Source organism: Fodinisporobacter ferrooxydans (genome assembly GCF_022818495.1).
In the GTDB taxonomy this organism is placed as follows: Bacteria; Bacillota; Bacilli; order Tumebacillales; family MYW30-H2; genus Fodinisporobacter; species Fodinisporobacter ferrooxydans.
This window is the reverse complement of record NZ_CP089291.1, coordinates 1,487,014-1,508,422: the sequence shown is the minus strand read 5'-3', so window position 1 is coordinate 1,508,422 and position 21,409 is coordinate 1,487,014. Positions and strand designations below refer to the sequence as shown.

Here is a 21,409-nt window from a genome sequence, read left to right as displayed (position 1 = left end):
GTAATTTATAATAGAAGATTATAATAAGAAATTGTCCGATTTAATATGAGAGCAGAATGGCCCATACAAAAATAAAAATTGACGGATACATCCAGGCATGAAAACGATCCTTTTGATGATGCCGCTTAGAGATTGTTGATCATTTCTGAAAGTGAGGGAATATCCTTGCCAAACACTTTTCTTTCGATATAGTTATGATACATGAATTCCTCGATGCAAAGAGCAACCGTAATCAAGGAAAAGAGAAAGAAATGACCATACGTCAAGTGGACGCCCAGCATTACATGCAGTGCCAGTATTCCTCCGAATATAAGCGGTGCATCCAAGAGAACGGCGCCTACATTACCTAATTTAGGAAGAATCAACATATCACCCAGTAAAAAAGTCACAGGAGCTAATACCAGAACCAGGGTCAATGCTACACGAAATGGCTCGTTAAACACGATTCCGACAAAAAGAAATAAATTGAGAGCGAATCGAAGAATTTTAATTACAAACGCTTTCCCATATTTCATCATTTCCATCAACTTCTTTCGTCAAAATTGCGGCCAAATACAAAATGACAAAAAGACTACCATTTCATTTCAGCGTATTTCCTTTATACGCTGTTTTTTCATTATGCCCTTTTTTTCTCATTATAACGAATATTTTAATGTAATGTATATAATATACAACCTAATCGCTGTACGATTTCACAGCAAATTGCTTTTTCTTCTCTTCCTATTCTCTTTCTAACTTCACCCAAGCTTGCGACCACTTTTCAATATCACGAATGATTGGTTCCAAGGCAAGCCCTTTATCAGTTAAAGAATATTCAATCCGAACAGGAGTTTCCGGAAATACCTCGCGCTTGACAATTCCTTCATGTTCCAAGTCTTTCAGTCTCTCCGACAAAAGTCTGCCGCTGATCGGAAGTGCGGATTCAATCGCACAAAATCGCTGAGGACCAAAAAGCAGTCGATAAATAATCAATACATTCCAGCGTTTGCTTACTATTTGTATCCCTCTCTCAAATCGCGGACACAATGTTGAATAGTCCATCGTAAACACCTCTCTATAATACGTATTATAACTCAAAAATACTTGTTTTAGATAAATAAGTTATTATGTACAATTTAGTTACTTGAAATATATTTATTATAATTATATACTAACTTATATAAAGTAACTAAAATAATAAAGGAGGAGAAAACATGGTTCCGTCTTTATTTCTGGCACATGGTTCCCCAATGCTTGCGATCGAAACGAATGAATATGTTGATTTTCTTGCAAATCTCGGTAAACGATTGAAGCCAACAGCCATTGTCATCTTTACTGCTCATTGGGAAAGCGAAGTCCTTACCATATCCTCAACGGACGATGCATATGAAACGATTTATGACTTTTATGGCTTTCCGGATCAACTGTATGCCATCAAATATCCAGCAAAAGGATCCACTCGGATCGCTTCCAAGTTAGCAGAAATGTTTGAGAAACAAGGAATATCTGTGAAAAAAAATTCCACTCGAGGTTTGGATCATGGTTCGTGGACCCTTTTGTCACGGATGTATCCAGACGTTTATATACCTGTGATTCAACTCTCTGTCAATCCGTATCTTCCTGCATCTGAACAACATAAAATCGGAACAGCGATCCAAGGACTGGGAAAGGAAGATATTTTGGTTATCGGCAGCGGAGTCACTGTTCATAATTTGCGAATCATCAAATGGAGACAGACTACTCCCGAACCATGGGCGGTAGAATTCGATGACTGGCTGATTGATGTGATACAAAACAGGGATTTGGGTTCCCTTTTCCATTATGAGGAATTGGCTCCACATGCACGCCGCGCCGTTCCGAGGGCCGAACATTTCGTTCCGCTCTTGATCGCAATGGGAAGCGGCGAGCCGCAAGCGAAAGCAAAAGTGATCCATCGAAGTTATGATTTGGGAACATTGAGCTATCTCTGTTTTGAATTTTAATAGAAAAGTCGATCCATTCGGGCCGACTTTTTACTTCGCCATACAATTTCCGTACTATATTTTAAGGCTCATACACAATTTTCATGAAGAAAATTTCCCGTTGCGATAATCATCAATGGCTTGTCGGATTTCTTCTTCCGTATTCATCACGAAGGGTCCGTATTGAACGACTCGTTCTTTGACAGGTTCGCCGGCATAGAGCAATACTCGCAGTTTTTCGTTGGCGCGAATGGTCACTTCACTCTCCTTTGCATCATCGGCAGAACCGAGCCATACTACCTGGTTTTTCTTCCCTTCCATTGCATTGGCTCCGAACGTGCCACTGCCTTCCAATACATATAGAAAACCGTTATAACTTCCAGGCAGATCTTGTGTTACAGTCGCACCAGGTTCCAGAATCATCTCCACCATCGTTACGGGAACATGATTCAATGTGCTTGATACGATTTCAGCCGATGAGCCGGAAAAAACACGAACAACCGCTCCTGCTTCACGCCGCATCGGCATGTCTTTGCTGCGCAGATTTTGATAGCGAGGCGCCGTCATTTTCTTGTCACCAGGGAGATTGATCCATAGCTGCAAGCTATGCACGGTCTCGCCTTCTGCCGGATCCTCCTTATGAATGACACCCCGTCCGGCAGTCATCCACTGCACATCACCCGGCAGCAATTGATCCTTCCCGGAATTATTGTCATAGTGTTCCAGTATTCCATCAATCACAAAAGTCACTGTTTCGATGCCGCGATGTGGATGAACATCAAAAGTCCCTTGCTGAAACCAGTCTTCCGCCAGCATCAAAAACGGATCATATTCCTCAAAGCGCCCCGGTTCAAGCACCATGGCTACTGTATGAATGGAGCTTTCCCTTTGTGGCTCCACGGTCCAAACACGGCTGATGTCTCGCTGTTTTTTCAATGGATTACTCAAAAAAATCTCCCTCCCGTTCTCTCAGACTAAGAAAATACCCTTTTACTACCATACCTTGACCCGGAGTGAAATCGAATTCAGGCGCACGAACGAAGCCCATACGAAGGTACAATTCCTGGGCAGTCTTCATATGATCAGACGTATGCAAGCCAATGCCTCCAAACTTTCGGGAACGCAGCACGCATTCGTTCATAAGCGCTTTCCCTATTCCCTGTCCCCGTACGGATGGCGACACAGCCAATATGCGAACTTCCGGATATGGGAGACTGCGATCCAAAAAGGAGTAGATGTTCAATCCAGATGGGTAAAGTTGTACACTGCCGACAATTTCTCCGGCCTGTTCGGCAACAATTCGTTCGACCGGCAAATCTGTATCAAGTGTCGGAAATAATCCTTCTCTATATCGAATCCACGCTTCAGCCGGCATGATCTCGGCATACTCCTGATACGCCGCCAATGTCACTGCTTGTATTGCATCCCGGTCATTCTTCCCGGCATCCCGAATGATCAGTTCCCGTTTCAATCCCACCGCACTATCCCCTATCCCGTAATATGAAGCGATATTTCTTGGACGGTATAATAGTATCATACGATTGAACTAATTAAAAGTATGCATCTTACCAAATAAAATCAATATTTCATTTTCATGTTTTTAGCAGTATAGTACCAACCCCCTCAGGAAAACATACTTACAAAATACAAAAGGGGGCGAATCTGGTGAGCATTTTGCCGCCTAGTTTTATACATTCCGGGGATCCCGCTGATGATGAAATCAATGAACGCATCCGCGAAAAAACCCGATCCAATCTGTACTTTTATGCGGGGAAAAATGATCAGGAAATCGCGCGAAGAATACAGGAACTAGAGCATGAATGGAGTATTGAACGAGCATTTGAAGTAAGTGCTGCAAGTGTCGTCACGATAGGTGCCCTTTTAGGTCTGAGAAAAAAGCGTTGGCAGTTGGCATCCGGAATCGCCGGATATTTTTTACTGCAGCATGCAATAAAAGGTTGGTGCCCACCCTTATCTCTCCTTAGAAGGTTTGGAGTCCGAACCGCCCAGGAAATCAGTGAAGAAACATTCGCCTTAAAAGCCATGCGCGGCGATTTTTTGTCTACAGAGCATGCAAAAGACATGTATAGCCAAAGATTTCAGTAACGTTGCATGAATACTACAGTAATGCTGTTAAATACAATAAAATTGGACATCAAATTTCAACAATAAAAGAGATGGAGAGATACATGCATCCAGTCGCGCATGTATCTCTCCATCCCCAAACAACGCTTAAAATACAATAAGGATTTTACAAAAATTCGTGTTTATTCGTACCTATTTTACTTCTACAATCCAACCAAATGGATCGCTCACGCTGCCATTTTGGATTCCCGTCAACGTATCATACAATTCCTTTGTCAGGCTGCCTGTTTCCCCGTTGTTGACCACCATTTTCTTGTCTTGCCAATTCAATTCGCCAATCGGTGATATAACGGCGGCTGTGCCTGTGCCAAACGCTTCTTCCAATGTACCGTTGGCATGTGCCTGATAGAGTTCCTCGACGGAAATTTTTCGTTCCGCGACGGGAATGTTCATGTGTTTCAGAAGATGGATAATGGAATTCCGTGTAATCCCGTTTAAGATGCTTCCGTTCAGCACAGGAGTAACAACTTCTCCATTGATTTTAAAGAAGACGTTCATGCTTCCGACTTCTTCTACGTATTTTTTCTCAACTCCATCCAGCCATAAAACCTGGGAGTAGCCTTTCTCGGACGCACCTTCTTGCGCTTTCAGACCTGCAGCATAATTTCCTGCTGTTTTCGCCGTCCCTGTTCCGCCTTGAACCGCACGCACATATTGATTTTCTACATAAATTTTTACCGGGTGGATGCCTTCCGCATAGTAAGAGCCAACTGGCGATAAAATGATCATTAATAAATAATGATTGGACGGCGATACGCCAAGAGCGGGTTCTGTTGCGATGATATATGGGCGAATATAAAGGGATGTTCCCTCTGCAGGCGGAATCCAATCCTTTTCAATCGCAATCAATTGTTTTAACGCTTCAAGTAGAAATTCTTCGTCAACAGGAGGAATGCTCAATCGTTCATTGGAATGATTCAATCGCTCCATATTTTTATCAGGCCGAAATAAAAGAATCCGATTATCTTTTGTCCGGTATGCTTTTAGACCTTCAAACACGGTTTGTCCATAATGAAACACTTTTGCAGCCGGATGTAATGAAATATTTTGCATAGGAACAATGCGCGGGTCATACCATCCCTTCTCAGTCGCATAGTCCATAATAAACATGTGATCGGTAAAATACTTTCCGAATCCGAGCTGATTGGGATCGGGCTTTTCTTTTTTTGTTGTAGTCTGGACAATCGTAAGATTAAGAGTCATTCCTGAAACATCTCCCTGGTCTGATTTAAATGATTCGATTCCCGAATCTTTTTACTATTATAATTATATGGACTTCCATGTTTGTACGTCAAATTATTACAATTCAATACCCTCTATAAAAAATCCGATTTTTCCAAATTGATTTGCTTCTTTCATCCGCTTGAACGCTTGTTCAAACTGATGCAGCGGATACATTTGATCCAGAATCGGCCGAATTTGATGTGTCTGCATCAACTGCAGCATTTTTTTATACTCTTCCCCGCTTCCCATCGTCGTGCCAAGAAGATTGTACTGACCATAGAAAAACTTGCGGATATCGATTTGAATTTCATCACCGGCCGATGCTCCGAATGTGACAATGGTACCGCCAGGGCGCAGCTGATCGAGGGATTTGTGGAACGTGGCCGCTCCGACGCTTTCAATGACGAGATCCGCTTTTTCCCCGCCAAGTGCCGTGTTCCAATTTCCATTGCTGTCAATTGCTTTGTCAGCTCCAAGTTCAAGGGCTCTTTTGCATTTATCCTCGGAACGGGACGTCACATGCACGGTTGCTTGCACTGCTTTGGCAAATTGCAATAGAAACGTCGCTACACCGCTGCCGATTCCCGGAATCAGCACGGTCATGCCAGGCTGCAGCCGACCTCTGGTAAACAACGCCCGGTATGCAGTAAGAGCAGCCAATGATACGACACCTGCTTCTTCCCAGGTTAAATACGAGGGTTTTGGCACAACATTGTCAGCCGATATGACTATATATTCGGCAAATGTTCCATGATCCGGAAGGCCGAGAATCTCAAACCCTTGGGGCGGAGCAGCGCTGATTTCCTGCCATCCCAAAGATGGATTTATCATCACTTCCTCGCCGATTTGGACGTTCCCTACGCCTTCGCCGATGGCATCGATTACCCCTGCACCGTCCGAACCGATAATCAACGGTGGATCAGATGGTGTATGGCGATTGAGAACAAACAAATCACGATGGTTTAAACCAGCCGTTTTCAGTTTTACCCTAACCTCTCCCGCTCTCGGCTGTATGTCTGCCATCTCGCGGTACGAGAGTCCTTCAAAACCTGCATGATCCGCATGTACAAGTGCTTTCATCCAATCCCTCCACATTTGATCCCCATGGATTTTTTAAAATATTTAAAGTGCGTGCCCAAAAAGTGGTTAAGTAAAACACAAGGAGTGCGAAGCCGAAGCACGAAAAGGCGACGGAGTGTACGTGTTTGCTACATGGGTAAGCCTTTTTGGGATTCGGCAAAGCAATCCGCCGTGGAGTTTTGACTACTTTTTGAACATCCTCTTTAAGACAAATTCGCCAAGGCCAATCAGCATGATCCATTCCCCTGCAAGTTGCCGCACGTTTTGCCTTGTATGCTATTTTAGCATATTGCTTTTCAAATGTTGCAAACAAACAAGCATTCGTGTGTAATCAAATCTACGTTGTGTTATTTTAAGTGCGTGTTCAAAACCAACATGGCATCATTATGGCCACCACATGATATGAAAATGTTATTTTCGTATCAAAATGTTATTTTCGTACAAAAAGTGGTTAAGTAAGACACAAAGAGTGCGAAGCCGAAGCACGAAAAGGCGACGAAGTGTACGTGTTAGGTACATGAGTAAGCCTTTTTCAGATTCGGCAAAGCAATCCGCCGTGGAGTTTTGACTACTTTTTGAACATCCTCTTTAAGAATGAAGTACTTTGCAGAGTGTTAGGGCATATTGTACAGTATCATTCACTTTTCTGATGTTTTCGGCTATGTTACAAAAGGTGATAAGGATGTTGGGTACGAAGAAGCGACTGGAGTGGCATTGGATCATGCGACACGGCACGTAGCCGAGGTAAAATGAAGTTGCTCCATTCGGACAGATGATGAATAAGAAAGATTTACGAGGAAGTGGGGTGGCAGAATCACCCCACGGAAACTGTAAAATCATCCTAAAATTCCATGATAGGCGTTTTCAATAATCGTCTGGATGTCATTGGCGGCGGTCAATCTGGGATTCACCAAAACATTTCCGCTTCTCATCGAATCTTCAACAAGCTTTGGCAATTGATCCAAGGTAACTCCAATATCCTTGATATTGTTCGGAATTTTAAATGCCTGATTCATTTCCAGGACAGCTTCGATCGCCTTTTCCGCACCCTGCATGGCAGATAATCCGGAAACGTCTTTACCGAGTGCCGCCGCTATATCCTTCATTTGCTCCGGACAAGCCGGGAGATTAAATTTCATGACAAACGGCAGCAGAGTGGCGTTTGCAATCCCATGTGCGATATTGAAAACTCCCCCGAATGTATGGGAAATGGCATGAACATTTCCCAAGCGGGATTGAGCAAATGCTGCACCCGCCATGAAAGCTGCCTCCAGCATCTTTTCCCTGCCCGCAATATCAGTACCTACGAAATAAGCATTCGATAAATTTTCACCAATGATTTTGATGGAATGAATCGCAAGTGCTTGGCTTACTGGATTGGCAGCTTTTGAGATATAGGATTCAATTCCGTGTGTCAGCGCATCCATGCCTGTTGCAGCCGTTATTTCCTGCGGCAGACGTATGGTAAGAGACGGATCCAAAATGGCCAACTTGGGGAATAAATACGGACTCAGAACTGCTGTTTTAAACAACGTTTCCTTGTTTGTAACAACAGTCGAATTTGTGCCTTCACTACCCGTTCCAGCCGTAGTGGGTATAGCCGCTAAAGGAAGGGGCGGATTCTGAAGCTTGCCAACTCCTTCATAATCGAGAATGTGGCCGGGATTTGTTGCCATCGCCGCGATGCCTTTGGCAGTATCAATGCTGCTTCCTCCACCTACAGCCAAGACCACATCGCATTTGGAGTCTTTTAGAAAATCGGCCCCTTTGTGAATGGTTTCTGCGCTGGGATTTGGTTCCACCTGATCAAAAATTTCATAATTCAGATTTTGCGCTTGTAAAGCGCTTTCAATATTCTCTAGCAAATTGGCCCGACGGACACCTGGGTCCGTTACGATCAAAACCCTGCCAGGGGCAAATGGTTGCAGGAGTTCACCTGTTCTCATGGAAATGTCTCTGCCGCATTCCACCCTTGTAGGAATAAAGAATTTATAAGAATGTAATTTCATTGAATCTTGCGCCTCCCATCTCAACGAATCCTTAATATTTCAATTCTTGAATCGGAATACGATTCGCTTTGCAGTATTCTTCATAGAGTCGCAGTTTGCTAAATACGTCGTCTTGATCATCGAGATATTGAATACTTCCTTCAAGAATGAAGAGCGTAATCATGTCTTCTTCGCCATCGCAATCGGCTTCACATTCATATGTGTATACCCTTCCTTGACAAAAAATAACATCTGATACATTAGATCATGACCTATGCAGTTCAAGTAATTAACTGGTAATCATTCATCAGAACAATAATTTTCAATAATATTTCGAAAAAAATCACAAAAACTACTTGACTTTTAGAAATTATCACAATAATCACGAAGGATACCTTTATTTACTAGGTATATCTTCTGGATTATAGGTGGTTTTCTAATGTCAGCGTTACAAAAACCAAGATTTAAAGAGCTCAATCATGGAGAATGTGCAGGGGCACCCATTCTTAAAAGTTTATGGGATCGTTTTGACTTTTCTCTGTTACTCACTCAATCAGGCATCATGAAACGCAGTGGAACTCCGTCATGGTTAATTTGCTTTCTCTATGTCGTTGGTATTGTTTCGAATTGTCCTTCTGTTGTTCAGATAGTGAAACTGGCCAGCAAGGATACGTTGCTTAAGGCGATGTTTCAGCCTTGGAAATTTACCCAATCTACGTTAAGCCGTTTTTTCACGAATGGCTTTGCATGGATGACATTTGGGAAAAAACGCGTCGAACGACTACAACAAGATCCCTTGACACAACTCACCGATGGAGATGTGATCAATCTCGATGATACTCACAGTGCGCATCCTTATGCCAAGCAACTTCCGTTTCTCAGTTGGCTCTTTGACCACTCAATGAAAGTCTATGTATGGGCGACGAATCTTGTGGTTCTTCAGGCGGTTCTGAAAAGCGGGTTGGAGTATCCGTTGTTTTACCGTGTCTGGCATAAGCCAGAAATAAAAGGCGAAGGGATTACAAAACTAGATCTCGCTAGGCAAATGCTATTGATGCTGCGTGAATCCGTCACTTGCCACTTGTGGGTTGCGATGGATCGGTGGTACTTGTGTAAGCAGTTTTTCACATTTCTCGAAGAGAACAACTTTGATTGGGTTACCAAAGCCAAACGCAACACAATTTTATTCCGTAAAGTCATCGAACCCGGTACCCGTAGGGAACGTTTCGTGCCGCTAACTCCTGTCATGCTCATCCGTGAGGTGTTTAAGGAATTAACTCGAAAGGCAACTTCTGGGCTGGTCTCCATTTCCATTCCAGGGATTTACATGAAGCGTCCTTATGCCGCTGTCAATCGTAAAGGCAAGCAAGTGACCAAACATAAATATGTCCCAATCGCCGCTGTAGTCGCCATGCGATTAAAGGAAGATGAGCGACTCGATTCAGATAATGTAGAAACCGAAGGTGAGGATTCACCCGCCACATACAAAGGTGCGTACCTAATTATAAGCAACCGTCATGATACTCCGAAAGAAGCTCTACAAACGTATATCAAACGCTGGAGGATCGAAGTATTCTTTCGCGCTGCCAAGCAGGAACTAGCTTTCGAAAAGTGTCATTCTGAATCTCAAGCGCATCATCATGCTCATTTCGAATTATTGTTCACTGCCGAGACCTTATTAGCTGTTGCACTTTTTGAATTGAACAAAGAAAAAACGAGTGATGATGAAGGCTACACCCACGGCGAAATGGTTCGTGGCCTCTTCCACACTCGTTGCCAGGTTCGCGTGAAGAACCACAAAGGTATTCAGCGAATCTACATTGATTGTGACACACAAGTGCAGCAATTTGCAAGACTCATTGAATTATTTTGGCCTGAGCATTACTTAATGCTTCTTTGGGCTACGCCCAAACCCGATATTTACCAGAGTTTACCTCAAACTGCATAAGTCATGATTAGATATTAGTTAATTGTTTATCATTCGTCAATTGGTATTTAAATAATTTTCCAAATTTGCAGACGAAAAGAACTAGGGGGACAACTTTGGAACAAATGATTAGCTTTGACAATCGGAACTTATATGAGCGAGTCTATGTATACATTCGTGACCGCATTATTTATAATGATCGCAACAATTCTTCTTCAACCATTTTGTAATCCATTTTGTTCACTGATGCTTTGGTTTGTCTAAATAACAACATACGCATACCCATCAATGAAGTTCTAATATCATTAATACAACAAGATCATTTCATACTCCAAAAATTGCGACCGGATATAAATACACCTGTTTGCATATAACTGACCACTTGTGTTCGATTTTTTACATGAAATTTTTTCAAAATATTGGATACGTGTTTACGTACAGTATGGATATTTCTTTTCAAAAACCTTGAAATTTCCTGATCTGTTGAACCTGCTGACATTTTAATCAAAACCTCAATTTCCCGGATCGGAATTTCCTCTATTTTCGATCGCAGACTGCATTCGCATGTACGCTTCTCAATGCCCAACATATTCTTTTCCTCAGCGTAAATGTTATACAAATAATGAACAAGACGGTCAGGATCTATACTTTTATTTAAATAACCGTATATACTATATTTATCCAGTTTACAAATAAAATTACAATTCCCTTCTGTAATGATCACAATTTTAGTACCTGAGCAAGATTTTAAAATACGTTGAATCGTAGTTAATCCATGCATAGAAGAATGAAATGGATTAATAAGCACGATGTCGGGGCTAAATTCCTTTACAACTTGAATGGCCTCTTCTTCACTGCTTCCTACCCCTACGATTTCAAAGTCTGAAGCTGATTCCAACGTGAGAACAACTCCAAAAAGAAACAGTGGGTTCTGATCGAATGCGGCAATCCGAATAGCCATAGAGTGAATCACCCAATTCATAGTATTTTGAGGATTTTTACGGGTGTGCAATAAAAACAAATAAAACAAACCGAAATTATTTCATTATACGCGAAATAATTTCATGAATTCGAGTATTGAAAGTAACTATACAGTCCTTTTCTTAGAATTTCCTTAGAAATTAAAATCCTAATTTATACCTTAATTCGAACAAGCTCTCCCCGATCTGCCGTTTGCCATTTCCGATTCAAAAGCCGCGTTCAAATGCCGTTTCCCATTCCATTTCAAACGAATGAAAACTTTTTATTACATTGGACTACACCATTTATAATTCAATTGACACATTTCAAATTAGTAGTATCCTACCTTCTTCTCTGTGCAATCATTGTTTAAAATGACTTCAAACACAGAAAGGAGACATAAAAAATGGTCGACATCTCAAATGCTTGGCCCAATTATTACATCGGGGTGCTTTGGTTGATTGTTTTTATCGCTTTCATGATTGGTAAATATCCACATAAAAAGGGGAGTGACAAATCATGAATTGGACCAAATCCATACGCACTCGCATGTCGGAAAAATTATCCTGGGAAAATTTGCTCCCTTCGGAACAACCCGTTTATGTATCTTCATTGGTATACAGTTTTGGCGTCTTTACACTGAGCAGTCTGGTATTTTGTATCGCATCCGGAGTGATCATGGCGGCAAAAGGACCGTTATGGTATCAGTATTCAGGCCTGGGGGAATTTTTGCGAAGCATCCATTTTTGGAGTGTGCAAGCATTTTTCTTCTTTATGACGATGCACCTGGTCGTACAGTTTTTTATGGGATCGTGGCGTGAGGGTCGAACTGTAACTTGGGTTATTGGCGTACTATCATTTGGAATTTCTGTCGTAGATGCATTTACCGGCTATCTCTCCAGAGGAGACTTTTTTTCTCAATGGAACCAGGTACAAAGCAAGGATGCTTTTAACGGCGCAGGAATGGATGGTTTCCTGAATATTCTCAACAACGGACAGGTTTACGGAATCCATATTGTTGTGCTGCCGTTTATTTTGTTTATTTTGGTTGGCTGGCATTTGCTTGCCGTTCGAAGTAAAGGTGTCGTTCCACCGTATCCAGCTCGCCTGAAGAAAAAGGATGGTGTATGAAAATGAAGGTACTTCGATTTAACCGGAATACACTTCAATTTCCAAAAAAAGATTTTGATATGGTAAAAGAAGGTGTGATCAGCCTCGTTATCTCGGGTGTAGTCATCGTCGGTCTCTCTGCATTATGGGGTGCTCCATATCGAGCCGCTGTAACAAATCAAGAAATAGCACAAAAATCACCGATCCTGATTGAGCGTGCCGCATTGGGCGATCTCGACGGTTCCGGAACAATCGCCAGTTACGGGCCACCCTATAACAACGGCTGGAATAGACAGGAAAACGGGGTTCAATCCATTGGATCCTTTCATCCGCAAACTTGGTGGGGGACGCCTTATCCGATTGATGCGGCAAAGACGGATGTTTTGACACCGCTGCATATGCTCGCAAATGCTTCCGATAATCAACAATTGCAATCGGCACTCCAGACGTACCAGTCGGCTTCTGTCAAACAACAGCAAACATGGGATAGCAACTTGTCGAAAGCATTGAAAAAAGCAAACGTGGAAAATGGAAACGTGGTAATCCCTCGAGGGAATTATGGCCCCGTTGCTCTTATGATGAATGATGAGTTATCGTTGGCAAAATCAGGAATGCTATCTGGAATATTGGATCGTTCCAGCAATCAAGGTGTTTATCGTTGGAACGTTCAAAATGATCTTTTATTCTTGCAAGGCAAAACGCTGCATCAAATAGCAGGTAAAATTAATATGAAAGGGGAACAATGGGGGATTAACCACGATGAGCAGGCATATCCGGGTCCTTGGTGGCTGACTCCATATACATTCTTGTATCAAATTCCGCCTTGGTCAACATCATCTGCCGGTGATGAACTTGCAGCATATACAATAGCCGTTTTATTCGCAATTTTACTGTTTGTCCCATGGATTCCAGGCCTAAATAAATTGCCTCGACTGTTGTCAATCCATCGGTTGATATGGAGAGATTGGTATAAGCGGTTGGAAAGTGACAATACCTGTGCAAATTGCCCGCTTCGGGAATCTTGCCGGCAAGAGTTTCGAAATTCCAAACAAGCGGTAGTAAAATCAGGTTTTGCACCTGCGTGTTATCAAAATGGTTCGAATTCATAAACATAACTCATTTGAATTCCGTATGATTCCGCCAACCAATAACAACTGAATCGAGTGAAGGAGGACACTATGGGTAAAGGTATACGACTATGGGGAATATGGCTTACTGCACTAGTCATAGGTGTGTATGGAACTTCTCTTGTCTATCAGGGAATCTTTGAAGGTCTTTGGGAGAAGTCAATATACGGAATACCAATCCTGTCTCTCGGAATTTGGATGACGGGAAAAATATTATCATCCGCACGACAAGCGTATCGACGACAAAGAGTTCAATAGGTATTGTTATACTACTTTTTTAGGTGGAAACAGTATAGCCACATTTTTATCAGTGTGATCAACGAACTATGAGGAAGGAGAGATAACTCCTTCTTTTTTTTTCGTCAAAAATATCATGAAACAACATACTTATAAAATTTTTTATCCACCTGCATAATTGGAAAATTCACAAGCAAATCGTTTATATGAATAATGATTTGCCGCTTGCCTCCTGTATACTACCTTGAAATATTTATACAACAAAAAACTGCCTCATTTAGCAATATTCGTCTCTTTCCACATTCTGTTCTGATATTAAGCGTAACTTCCTGTGCAAATAAAAGCTAACGTTGTCGATTTCGGTCTATTTCCCGGGAAAACTGTATATTCATTTGATGACCAGCCCTGTAGAAATGAAGCATAAAGAATCCTGTATTGTCGTATCTTGTCTTTCAATTATGATGTCGATTCCAAAAAATAAAACTGTCCTAGCAGTAGGGCAGTTTTATTTTGTATATCCTTTTTCATTTAATGTCACAGGATTGTGCCAATAGCTCCACCAAGTGAACCGCTTGCATGTGTTCAGACATCCCGTGTCTTTCAATTCCCAGTTTCATCTGCAGAAGACATCCCGGATTCGATGTCACCAATACTTGTGCATGTGTGTTTGCGGCGTTTTCCATTTTCTCGTCCAGAATTTCCATCGACGCATCATAATTCACTACGTTGTAGATTCCCGCCGAACCACAGCATCTGTCCATCTCCTTCATTTCCACGTATGTAATTCCCGGTATGCGTTGCAGCGCTTGCACGGGTGCATCTTTTACACCGGCTACGTAGCGCAAGTGACATGAGGATTGATATGTGGCACGGAGCGGTACATCCTTTACGAACACTTCCTGCGGTACAGATGCAGCAATTTCGCTAATATCTTTTACTTTTTCCGAAAAACGTTTGGCTCGTTCCGACCAATCAGGATCATCGGCTAGCAGCTTTCCGTATTCGAACAGCATGCCCCCGCATCCACCCGCCGTATGTACAAGAATATCGGCGCCCGATTGTTCAAACGCTTCGATATTCTTGCAGGCGAGTGTTTTCGCAGTATCAAGATCGCCGATATGTGCATGCAATGCGCCACAGCAGGATTGCGTGTGCGGAACTGCCACCCGCCAATCGTAACGATTGAGTAACCGGCCGGTCTGGCGATTGATCCGGTGAAACATGACATCCATAATGCACCCTGTAAACAGGAATGCCATGTTTGATTGTGATGTAATGGCGGCAGTCTGATGGGTATATGATTCCGATATTTGTCTGCGATAAAAAGGGTTCTCCATCTTTGGCAGGATGCGGGCAAATTCTCGCATACTCTTAGGAAATACAGGAAGTGATGTGAACCAATGACCAGTCCGTCCGATGGTCTGTTGGTACAGCCATAGGAGATCCCCGACACGCTGCATACGTCTGGCATTCGGGAAAACTTTCCGGTAAAACCAGTTCTGAGCTTTTTGCCGCCAAGTTTGTTTTGTCTCTTTTTGCTGCTTCTCCCAAAGAACATGTCGGGTTTGTTCGAGGATATGTCCATACGGAACTCCTACCGGGCAGGCCGTTTCACAGGCGCGACAGCCAAGGCACAAATCAATCGGTTCTGCCAAAACGGACAGGTCACTGACTTTTCCTTCTGCCGCCATCTTCACCAAGTTAATGCGGCCGCGGGGCGACTGGGTTTCCGTGCCCATCGTGCGGTGTGTCGGACACACCGGTAAACAATATCCGCATTGTACGCAGCGGAGTGTATCTTCATATGCAAGCGCATCTGCCAAGGAATATTCTTTTCCAACCAGCAAACCGTTTTTATCGGCAGTCTTGCTTTCGGCATTTATATTCATTGACGCAACACCAGCCTATCATTCCCGGGTTCCGGAAATATTTTGCCGGGATTCATAATACTGAGCGGATCCCATGCGGTTTTGATCCGCTTCATCATATCGATGCCGACTTCCCCGACTTCCCATGAGAGAAAAGGCGCCTTCATCGTCCCGATCCCATGTTCTCCTGATAACGTTCCGCCCAATTCCAGCGCCGCTTGAAAAATTTCACTCACCGCTTGCTCCACCCGCTGCATTTCCTCTTGATTGCGCATATCGCAGAGAATATTCGGATGCAGATTGCCATCCCCGGCATGGCCAAAAACCACCAGATCAATGGCATATTTCTCGCGGATTTGCTTTAATCTCGCAAACATGGCAGGAATCTGGCTGCGCGGTACTGTCGCATCTTCAGAAATTTTTGTCGGTTTGATTCGGGCAATGGCCGGTGAGATCTGTTTGCGTGCAAACCACAAACGTTCCCTCGTTTGCTCGTCTTTGGCGATTTCTACATGGACGGAACCCAATTGCCGGCAAATTTCAGCGACTTGCAAAATTTCTTCTTCAACAGCAGCAGGATGACCATCCACTTCCACCAAAAGGACAGCTTCTGCATCTATCGGCAGACCGCCGGGCCGAAATGCTTCGACCGCACGCAGGCATGCTTGATCAATGATTTCAATTGCGCACGGCAGGATTCCGGATGTCAAGACTTTTGAGATCGCCCGTCCGGATTGGACCAAATCGGAAAAAACGGCAAGCATGGTCCGGCGCGCCTGCGGTTTGGGCAGCAGCCGCAATACCGCTTTTGTGACAATGCCCAACGTCCCCTCAGAGCCGATGATCAGCCGGGTCAAATCGTAGCCGGTGACATTTTTGACGGTCCTCCCGCCTGTTCGTAAAACGCTACCCTCCGGCGTTACCACTTCAAGTCCCAATACGTAATCCCGTGTGACTCCGTATTTTAATCCGCGCGGACCGCCGGAATTTTCCGCAATGTTCCCGCCGATTGTGGAAATACCGGAACTGCTAGGGTCCGGCGGGTAAAATAAGCCATAACGTTCCGCCGCTTTTTGAATATCTCCTGTTTTGACTCCCGGTGATACAACCGCGACCAGATCATCCGCAAAAATCTCCAGTGTCTGATTCAAATGTGTGAGATCAACGGCAATCCCGCCATATACGGGAAGGGGGCCGCCGCTCAAGCAACTGCCGGCTCCGCGGGGATACAGCGGTATGTTATGTTTACAGGCGATTCTCACCAATGCGACGACTTCTTCCGTAGAAATCGGCTGGACCACGCATTCCGGAGGATATACTCCAAAAGAAGCGTCATAGGAGTAGCTCCAGCGGTCTGCTTCTGCTGTCAATACACGTTCCGGCGCGAGTGCAGACCCCAGTTCGCTCAGCACTTCCGCATGTATCTTGTTCCCCATAAGCAAAACACCTAACTTTCGTAAATGTTAGCCCCAAATGACTTTTCAACATTCGGTCAGATGAAATTCCCCTTATGTTCGATATCCATACTTTCAGGATTTCTCCGTCGCTGTTGAACCTCAGCAAGACATATTCTAGTCCCTCCCATTTTACATTAATTGGTGATCTGCCTTTGCCGAAGGATCTTTTTCCGGACATTGTCCAGATGTGTGATCATGGCCTGCCGGGCAGCTTCGGAATTGCGGTTCTTGATCGCCTGAAGGATGTGGAGATGTTCCTCATATACCTCATGTTTCCGTTCCTCATTCCCCATGTTTTGCTCCAACGTATAACGCATGCCTTCACGAACCAAATCCGAAATTCGCTGCATCATCTCCACCAGCACGGGATTCCTGGCGGCCATTGCAAGCACCTGATGAAACAGCAAATCATTTGTTTGACCGATCTGGCCCATTTGGATTTCGTCAAGATACCCGTGAACCGCCGCTTCCAGCTGCTCAAGATCCTCTTCTGTCGCCCTTTCTGCAGCCAATTCCGCGGCAGAAGCCTCCAAAATTTTTCGGACTTCGAGCAAATGAAGCGTTTGTTCCGGCAAGGACAGGATAGAAACCGCAACAGGCGGAATATAACGGGTCACGTCAATGGTTTGCACGAATGAACCTTCCCCTTGCCTAGCTTCTACAATTTGTGCTGCCGACAGCACGGATAGCGCTTCCCGTATAGATGCACGGCTGACCCCAAATTGTTTGGCAAGTTCCTTTTCTGGGGGCAATTTTTCACCCGTTTTGTAAAATCCTTGTTGAATCAGGGTTTTTAATTGTTCCACAACTTCATCTGTGACTTTTGTCTTCCGAATTTTTTGAATTGTCATTTCGTCCACCTTAAGCAATGATTTCAATCGACCAGAATATATGTCAGGTTGTCAGACAATTGAATTATATTTTCTACTTTAATTCATATCTTTCAATTGTCAATAGAAAGCAATCTAAAAATTCCCATTGTAAGCGTTGACAATATATTCCTAGATTCGTATGATGGAATTGTCTGACAACCTAACTGCCTAACAATCTATTATGTTCACAGTGCAGTTGGGCCAGGGACAAATCTATATGGTAAAGGGAGTGATTCTATGGCAACACTTGGCGGATCAAATGTTTCAGAATTGAACAACAGGCCTGTGATCACACAGACCAAAACCAACTTTCGCTGGTGGTTTTCCGTTGCTTTATGGGTATTATTGCTGGTCTCGTACATTGACCGCACGAATATCTCGATCGCCGGCCCAAGCATGATAAAAGACGGCGTTGTGACACCGGCTGCGCTTGCATTGGCCAACAGTCTATTCCTATTCATGTATGGTCTCTCGAACATTTTCGGCGGGTTTCTGAGCGACCGCTTCGGACCGCGTAAAATTGCACTTGTCGCCCTCACTTGGTGGTCGCTGATGACATTGTTCACAGGGGTCATTTGGAGCTCGGCCGCTTTAATTCTGTCCCGCGTACTGTTAGGGTTAGGTGAAGGCATGCACTGGCCGCTGAACTCAAAATGGGTAAAATCCTGGTTCCCTGCACATGAACGTGCACGCGCCAACATGTTTTGGGAATTCGGTCTGACCATGGGACCCATCATCACCGGACCTTTGGTTACGTGGTTAATTATTTCTACCGGCACCTGGAAAACACCATTTATTTTGTTGGCTCTGATCGGTATCATTATTATGCTCCCTATTATATGGAAAATCGCGAAAGATCGACCGGAAGAAAGCAAGTATGTCTCAAAGGAAGAATTGGCGTATATTCAAGCAGGTCGGCAGGATGAAGTCACAGGATCTGTCGTGTCTGTCGGCGAAGTTTTAAGAAAGTGGGATTTTTGGCTGCTGCTTATCAACTGGTCAGGCATGGCCACCGTTTTCTATGGCATTTTATTCTGGCTTCCTTCGTACCTTATGAAAGTACGTCATTTATCCTTGCATATGACTGGATTCTGGTATATGCTTCCATATATTTTAATGACGATTTGTATCATACTGACCGCATTTGCCAGTGATAAATTGATGAAGCGCTCCATTTTTGCGTCAATCGGGACATTTATTGCAGGTATCGGATTATTCCTTGGAACACATTCCGGCAATCTCGTGCTTGCCATGATTTTGATTTCCATTTCGAGCGCGATGAACGGTGTCGTGTTGCCGACGATCTGGAGCTCATTGCAGCGGATGTTCCCAAGCCAAAATGTGGGTGCCGGCGCCGGGCTTTTGAACGGGTTGGAAAATATCATAGCTGCAGTAGGCACATATATTTTGGGTATTTCCTTCTCGATCGGTTTTCCGTATCTGATCATTTTTGCTTTGATCGGCGGTATTAGCGGATTGATTCTTGCAAAACGCGGATATTAATCTGTTTTAAAAAACTGTGAAGATGGTTAAGGGGTGTCTCAAAAGGTCGGTATAAACCGACTTTTTCGGGACATCCTCATGTTTCATTTCGCCATTATTATGATAACTGGCCGATTATGAAGGAATAGTACTAAATTACGGTACTAAATTGGAGGCTAAATCGGGGTAATCTTCTGCACCAACCATTCATCTGCTGCCATCGTCTCATGTAAAATGACTAAATCCTTACTCTTCATATCGACATCGAATTTTAGAAAATAAACCCATTTTTTATTCTGCAGAACAGGCAGGATTTTGCCTGGGTCGTGGCGAAAAATGACAATACTTGGCGAACTTGCCATGATTCTATGTGGAAGGTTGGATCGAAAATGACTCGTTCCTCACGTTCCTCAAATTCCTTGCTGATTGGGCTGACTGTATCAGCCATCGTCCCTATCCTGCTATATGTTTTTCTGCAGGCGTTTCCAGGCCATAACACCATGTGGGTGCTCCCGCGGTTTCACTTTTACTTCATTTCCTCCGTTCTGATTCTCGCGACAATCTGTTCCATCATCATTGGCTGGACAGGTGCCCGTATCCGTGATTTGAACGTGCTGATGCTGGCATTGGCCATTTTATCTCTTTCGGGCTTTTTCCTCATCCACGGTCTTTCAACACCTGGGTTTATCATTTCCGATTCCTATCATTTAGCTGGAGTGTCTTCCCAAATTGCAATGACTACCTGTGCAGTCTGGATTCTTTTATCGACGCTGCCTGCTGATTATGCGCTCATACGGTATGTCTCAAAACACCGCGGCAAAGTTGTCATTGGGTGGTTGACGCTCATTGCCGCTCTGAACATCGTCTCACTCGTATATCCCGATATTTCCGATTTTATTCCGGTTGATTTCATGCCACTCAACTACTCGTTCGCTTTCTTCACCGTCGTCTTGTTCGTCCGGGCAGCGAAACGCTACTTCCAGCAGTATCAGTTCGCTCGTTTCCCGATACATGCCGCTATGGTTCTGGGGTCAGTTTTATTATCGATCACGGAACTTATCATGGTAACCACTAGGATGTGGACATTGGCCTGGTGGCTATACCATGTGGTTCTCGTTGTATCTACAGCAATTTTACTGTACGGAGTCATCGCACAATACAAATCCAACGTGTCCATCACCCGGACTTTTCATCAGGTGTCCGACATCGATCCGATGGAGCGTATCCGCATCAGCATCTCCAACAGCATGCAAAAGCTGATTATCGCCACCGAAACGAAAGACGCATACACAGCCGGCCACAATTTCCGTGTCGCCATGTACGCATTGCAACTGGCCGAGGCGATGAATCTGGAGCCTGAATTATTAAAGGCTCTTGTTCGGGGCGGACTGATCCACGACGTAGGAAAGATCCAAGTACCGGAGTCCATTCTGAATAAGCCGGGGAAGTTGAGTGCCGAGGAACGTGCCGTGATTGAACAACATCCGGTCACGGGATATGAAATATGCAAGTACATCGGATTCATGGCGGAAGAACTTTCTGTTATTCGGCATCACCATGAAAAATGGGACGGAACCGGATATCCGGATAAGTTGAAAGATACGCAAATTCCCCTGCTTGCCAGGGTTTTGGCCGTAGCGGATGTATACGATGCACTGACTTCCCGCCGTTCGTACCGCGAACCATGGTCGCATGAACGCGCCATGCGGGTGATTGAAGATGATGCCGGCAGTCATTTCGATCCGGATTGCGTCAAAGCCTGGGTCCGCCTGTGCAACAGTGGCAGGTTTGTCATCCCGGACTCAGCACACAACTCTATTTTTTCGTTTCATGAGGTTGGTTGTACCGACACCGTTCAAAAGGAAAAATTTTTACAATGGGAGTAAGCCGCTTCCATTGTTCACCGCGTATCAAACATATTATGTTTATACCACATGGAATTGTACACTCTGTACTTAATATACAAAAGATTACTCTAAACCATAAAAATAT

19 protein-coding genes are annotated in these 21,409 nt (G+C 43.9%); 8 read left to right on the top strand and 11 right to left on the bottom strand.

Translation table 11 applies throughout. The features are described 5' to 3' along the window. Positions 1-125: 125 nt before the first annotated feature. Together LSG31_RS07135 and LSG31_RS07130 are read right to left on the bottom strand one after the other, a co-directional pair. A complete protein-coding gene (locus LSG31_RS07135) occupies positions 126-518 on the bottom strand; it encodes a DUF2512 family protein (RefSeq protein ID WP_347438681.1) in 393 nt (130 codons plus the stop codon). Positions 519-720: 202 nt separating this feature from the next. Next, on the bottom strand, positions 721-1,041 hold the full coding sequence (locus tag LSG31_RS07130) for a winged helix-turn-helix transcriptional regulator (RefSeq protein WP_347438680.1): 321 nt from the start codon (positions 1,039-1,041) through the stop codon (positions 721-723). 152 nt (positions 1,042-1,193) lie between these two features. On the opposite strand from LSG31_RS07130, the gene LSG31_RS07125 reads away from it, so the two are divergent. Continuing rightward, positions 1,194-1,961 carry a DODA-type extradiol aromatic ring-opening family dioxygenase gene (locus LSG31_RS07125; protein ID WP_347438679.1) on the top strand — a complete coding sequence of 256 codons (768 nt, stop codon included), beginning with the start codon at positions 1,194-1,196 and terminating at the stop codon, positions 1,959-1,961. Between the two features lie 81 nt (positions 1,962-2,042). On the opposite strand, the gene LSG31_RS07120 is transcribed toward LSG31_RS07125, so the two are convergent. Further along, positions 2,043-2,876: a pirin family protein gene (locus tag LSG31_RS07120; RefSeq protein ID WP_430734269.1), complete on the bottom strand. Its 834-nt coding sequence runs from the start codon at positions 2,874-2,876 to the stop codon at positions 2,043-2,045. A 4-nt stretch (positions 2,877-2,880) separates the two neighbouring features. Continuing rightward, a complete protein-coding gene (locus LSG31_RS07115; protein ID WP_347438678.1) occupies positions 2,881-3,417 on the bottom strand; it encodes a GNAT family N-acetyltransferase in 537 nt (178 codons plus the stop codon). 188 nt (positions 3,418-3,605) lie between these two features. Between LSG31_RS07115 and LSG31_RS07110 the strand changes: the two genes are divergently transcribed. Continuing rightward, complete coding sequence (locus LSG31_RS07110) at positions 3,606-4,046, top strand: YgaP-like transmembrane domain (RefSeq protein WP_347438677.1); 441 nt, start codon at positions 3,606-3,608, stop codon at positions 4,044-4,046. A gap of 171 nt (positions 4,047-4,217) precedes the next feature. Here LSG31_RS07110 and LSG31_RS07105 read toward each other — a convergent pair whose 3' ends face one another. The 3 genes from LSG31_RS07105 to LSG31_RS07095 all read right to left on the bottom strand — a co-directional run bounded on the left by LSG31_RS07105 (position 4,218) and on the right by LSG31_RS07095 (position 8,398). Then, positions 4,218-5,288, bottom strand: coding sequence for a branched-chain amino acid aminotransferase (locus tag LSG31_RS07105; protein ID WP_347438676.1), 1,071 nt, complete (start codon positions 5,286-5,288; stop codon positions 4,218-4,220). Between the two features lie 96 nt (positions 5,289-5,384). Next, a complete protein-coding gene (locus tag LSG31_RS07100) occupies positions 5,385-6,389 on the bottom strand; it encodes a zinc-binding dehydrogenase (RefSeq protein WP_347438675.1) in 1,005 nt (334 codons plus the stop codon). 836 nt (positions 6,390-7,225) lie between these two features. After that, complete coding sequence (locus LSG31_RS07095; RefSeq protein WP_347438674.1) at positions 7,226-8,398, bottom strand: iron-containing alcohol dehydrogenase; 1,173 nt, start codon at positions 8,396-8,398, stop codon at positions 7,226-7,228. 418 nt (positions 8,399-8,816) lie between these two features. On the opposite strand from LSG31_RS07095, the gene LSG31_RS07090 reads away from it, so the two are divergent. Further along, a complete protein-coding gene (locus tag LSG31_RS07090; RefSeq protein WP_347435961.1) occupies positions 8,817-10,325 on the top strand; it encodes a transposase in 1,509 nt (502 codons plus the stop codon). A 298-nt stretch (positions 10,326-10,623) separates the two neighbouring features. On the opposite strand, the gene LSG31_RS07085 is transcribed toward LSG31_RS07090, so the two are convergent. Further along, positions 10,624-11,265 carry a response regulator transcription factor gene (locus tag LSG31_RS07085; RefSeq protein ID WP_347439455.1) on the bottom strand — a complete coding sequence of 214 codons (642 nt, stop codon included), beginning with the start codon at positions 11,263-11,265 and terminating at the stop codon, positions 10,624-10,626. A gap of 518 nt (positions 11,266-11,783) precedes the next feature. Between LSG31_RS07085 and LSG31_RS07080 the strand changes: the two genes are divergently transcribed. From LSG31_RS07080 to LSG31_RS07070, 3 genes are all read left to right on the top strand, one after another. Beyond that, positions 11,784-12,395: a cytochrome b N-terminal domain-containing protein gene (locus LSG31_RS07080; RefSeq protein WP_347438673.1), complete on the top strand. Its 612-nt coding sequence runs from the start codon at positions 11,784-11,786 to the stop codon at positions 12,393-12,395. 2 nt (positions 12,396-12,397) lie between these two features. Continuing rightward, entirely contained in the window at positions 12,398-13,483 is a 1,086-nt protein-coding gene (locus LSG31_RS07075; protein ID WP_347438672.1) for a hypothetical protein, read from the top strand. 69 nt (positions 13,484-13,552) lie between these two features. After that, the gene (locus LSG31_RS07070; protein WP_347438671.1) at positions 13,553-13,759 is read left to right on the top strand and encodes a hypothetical protein; all 207 of its coding nucleotides are present in this window, start codon (positions 13,553-13,555) and stop codon (positions 13,757-13,759) included. A 503-nt stretch (positions 13,760-14,262) separates the two neighbouring features. Here the strand turns inward: LSG31_RS07070 and LSG31_RS07065 are convergent. The 3 genes from LSG31_RS07065 to LSG31_RS07055 all read right to left on the bottom strand — a co-directional run bounded on the left by LSG31_RS07065 (position 14,263) and on the right by LSG31_RS07055 (position 17,914). Beyond that, the gene (locus tag LSG31_RS07065) at positions 14,263-15,627 is read right to left on the bottom strand and encodes a (Fe-S)-binding protein (RefSeq protein ID WP_347438670.1); all 1,365 of its coding nucleotides are present in this window, start codon (positions 15,625-15,627) and stop codon (positions 14,263-14,265) included. Beyond that, complete coding sequence (locus LSG31_RS07060; protein ID WP_347438669.1) at positions 15,624-17,042, bottom strand: FAD-binding oxidoreductase; 1,419 nt, start codon at positions 17,040-17,042, stop codon at positions 15,624-15,626. Before LSG31_RS07060 ends, LSG31_RS07065 begins: the two co-directional genes overlap by 4 nt. Before the next feature lie 155 nt (positions 17,043-17,197). Continuing rightward, positions 17,198-17,914, bottom strand: a complete 717-nt coding sequence (locus tag LSG31_RS07055; RefSeq protein ID WP_347438668.1) for a FadR/GntR family transcriptional regulator — start codon at positions 17,912-17,914, stop codon at positions 17,198-17,200. A 258-nt stretch (positions 17,915-18,172) separates the two neighbouring features. On the opposite strand from LSG31_RS07055, the gene LSG31_RS07050 reads away from it, so the two are divergent. Both LSG31_RS07050 and LSG31_RS07045 read left to right on the top strand, forming a co-directional pair. Continuing rightward, on the top strand, positions 18,173-19,438 hold the full coding sequence (locus LSG31_RS07050) for an MFS transporter (protein ID WP_347438667.1): 1,266 nt from the start codon (positions 18,173-18,175) through the stop codon (positions 19,436-19,438). Positions 19,439-19,806: 368 nt separating this feature from the next. Continuing rightward, positions 19,807-21,303, top strand: a complete 1,497-nt coding sequence (locus LSG31_RS07045) for an HD-GYP domain-containing protein (protein ID WP_347438666.1) — start codon at positions 19,807-19,809, stop codon at positions 21,301-21,303. Positions 21,304-21,409 lie beyond the last annotated feature (106 nt).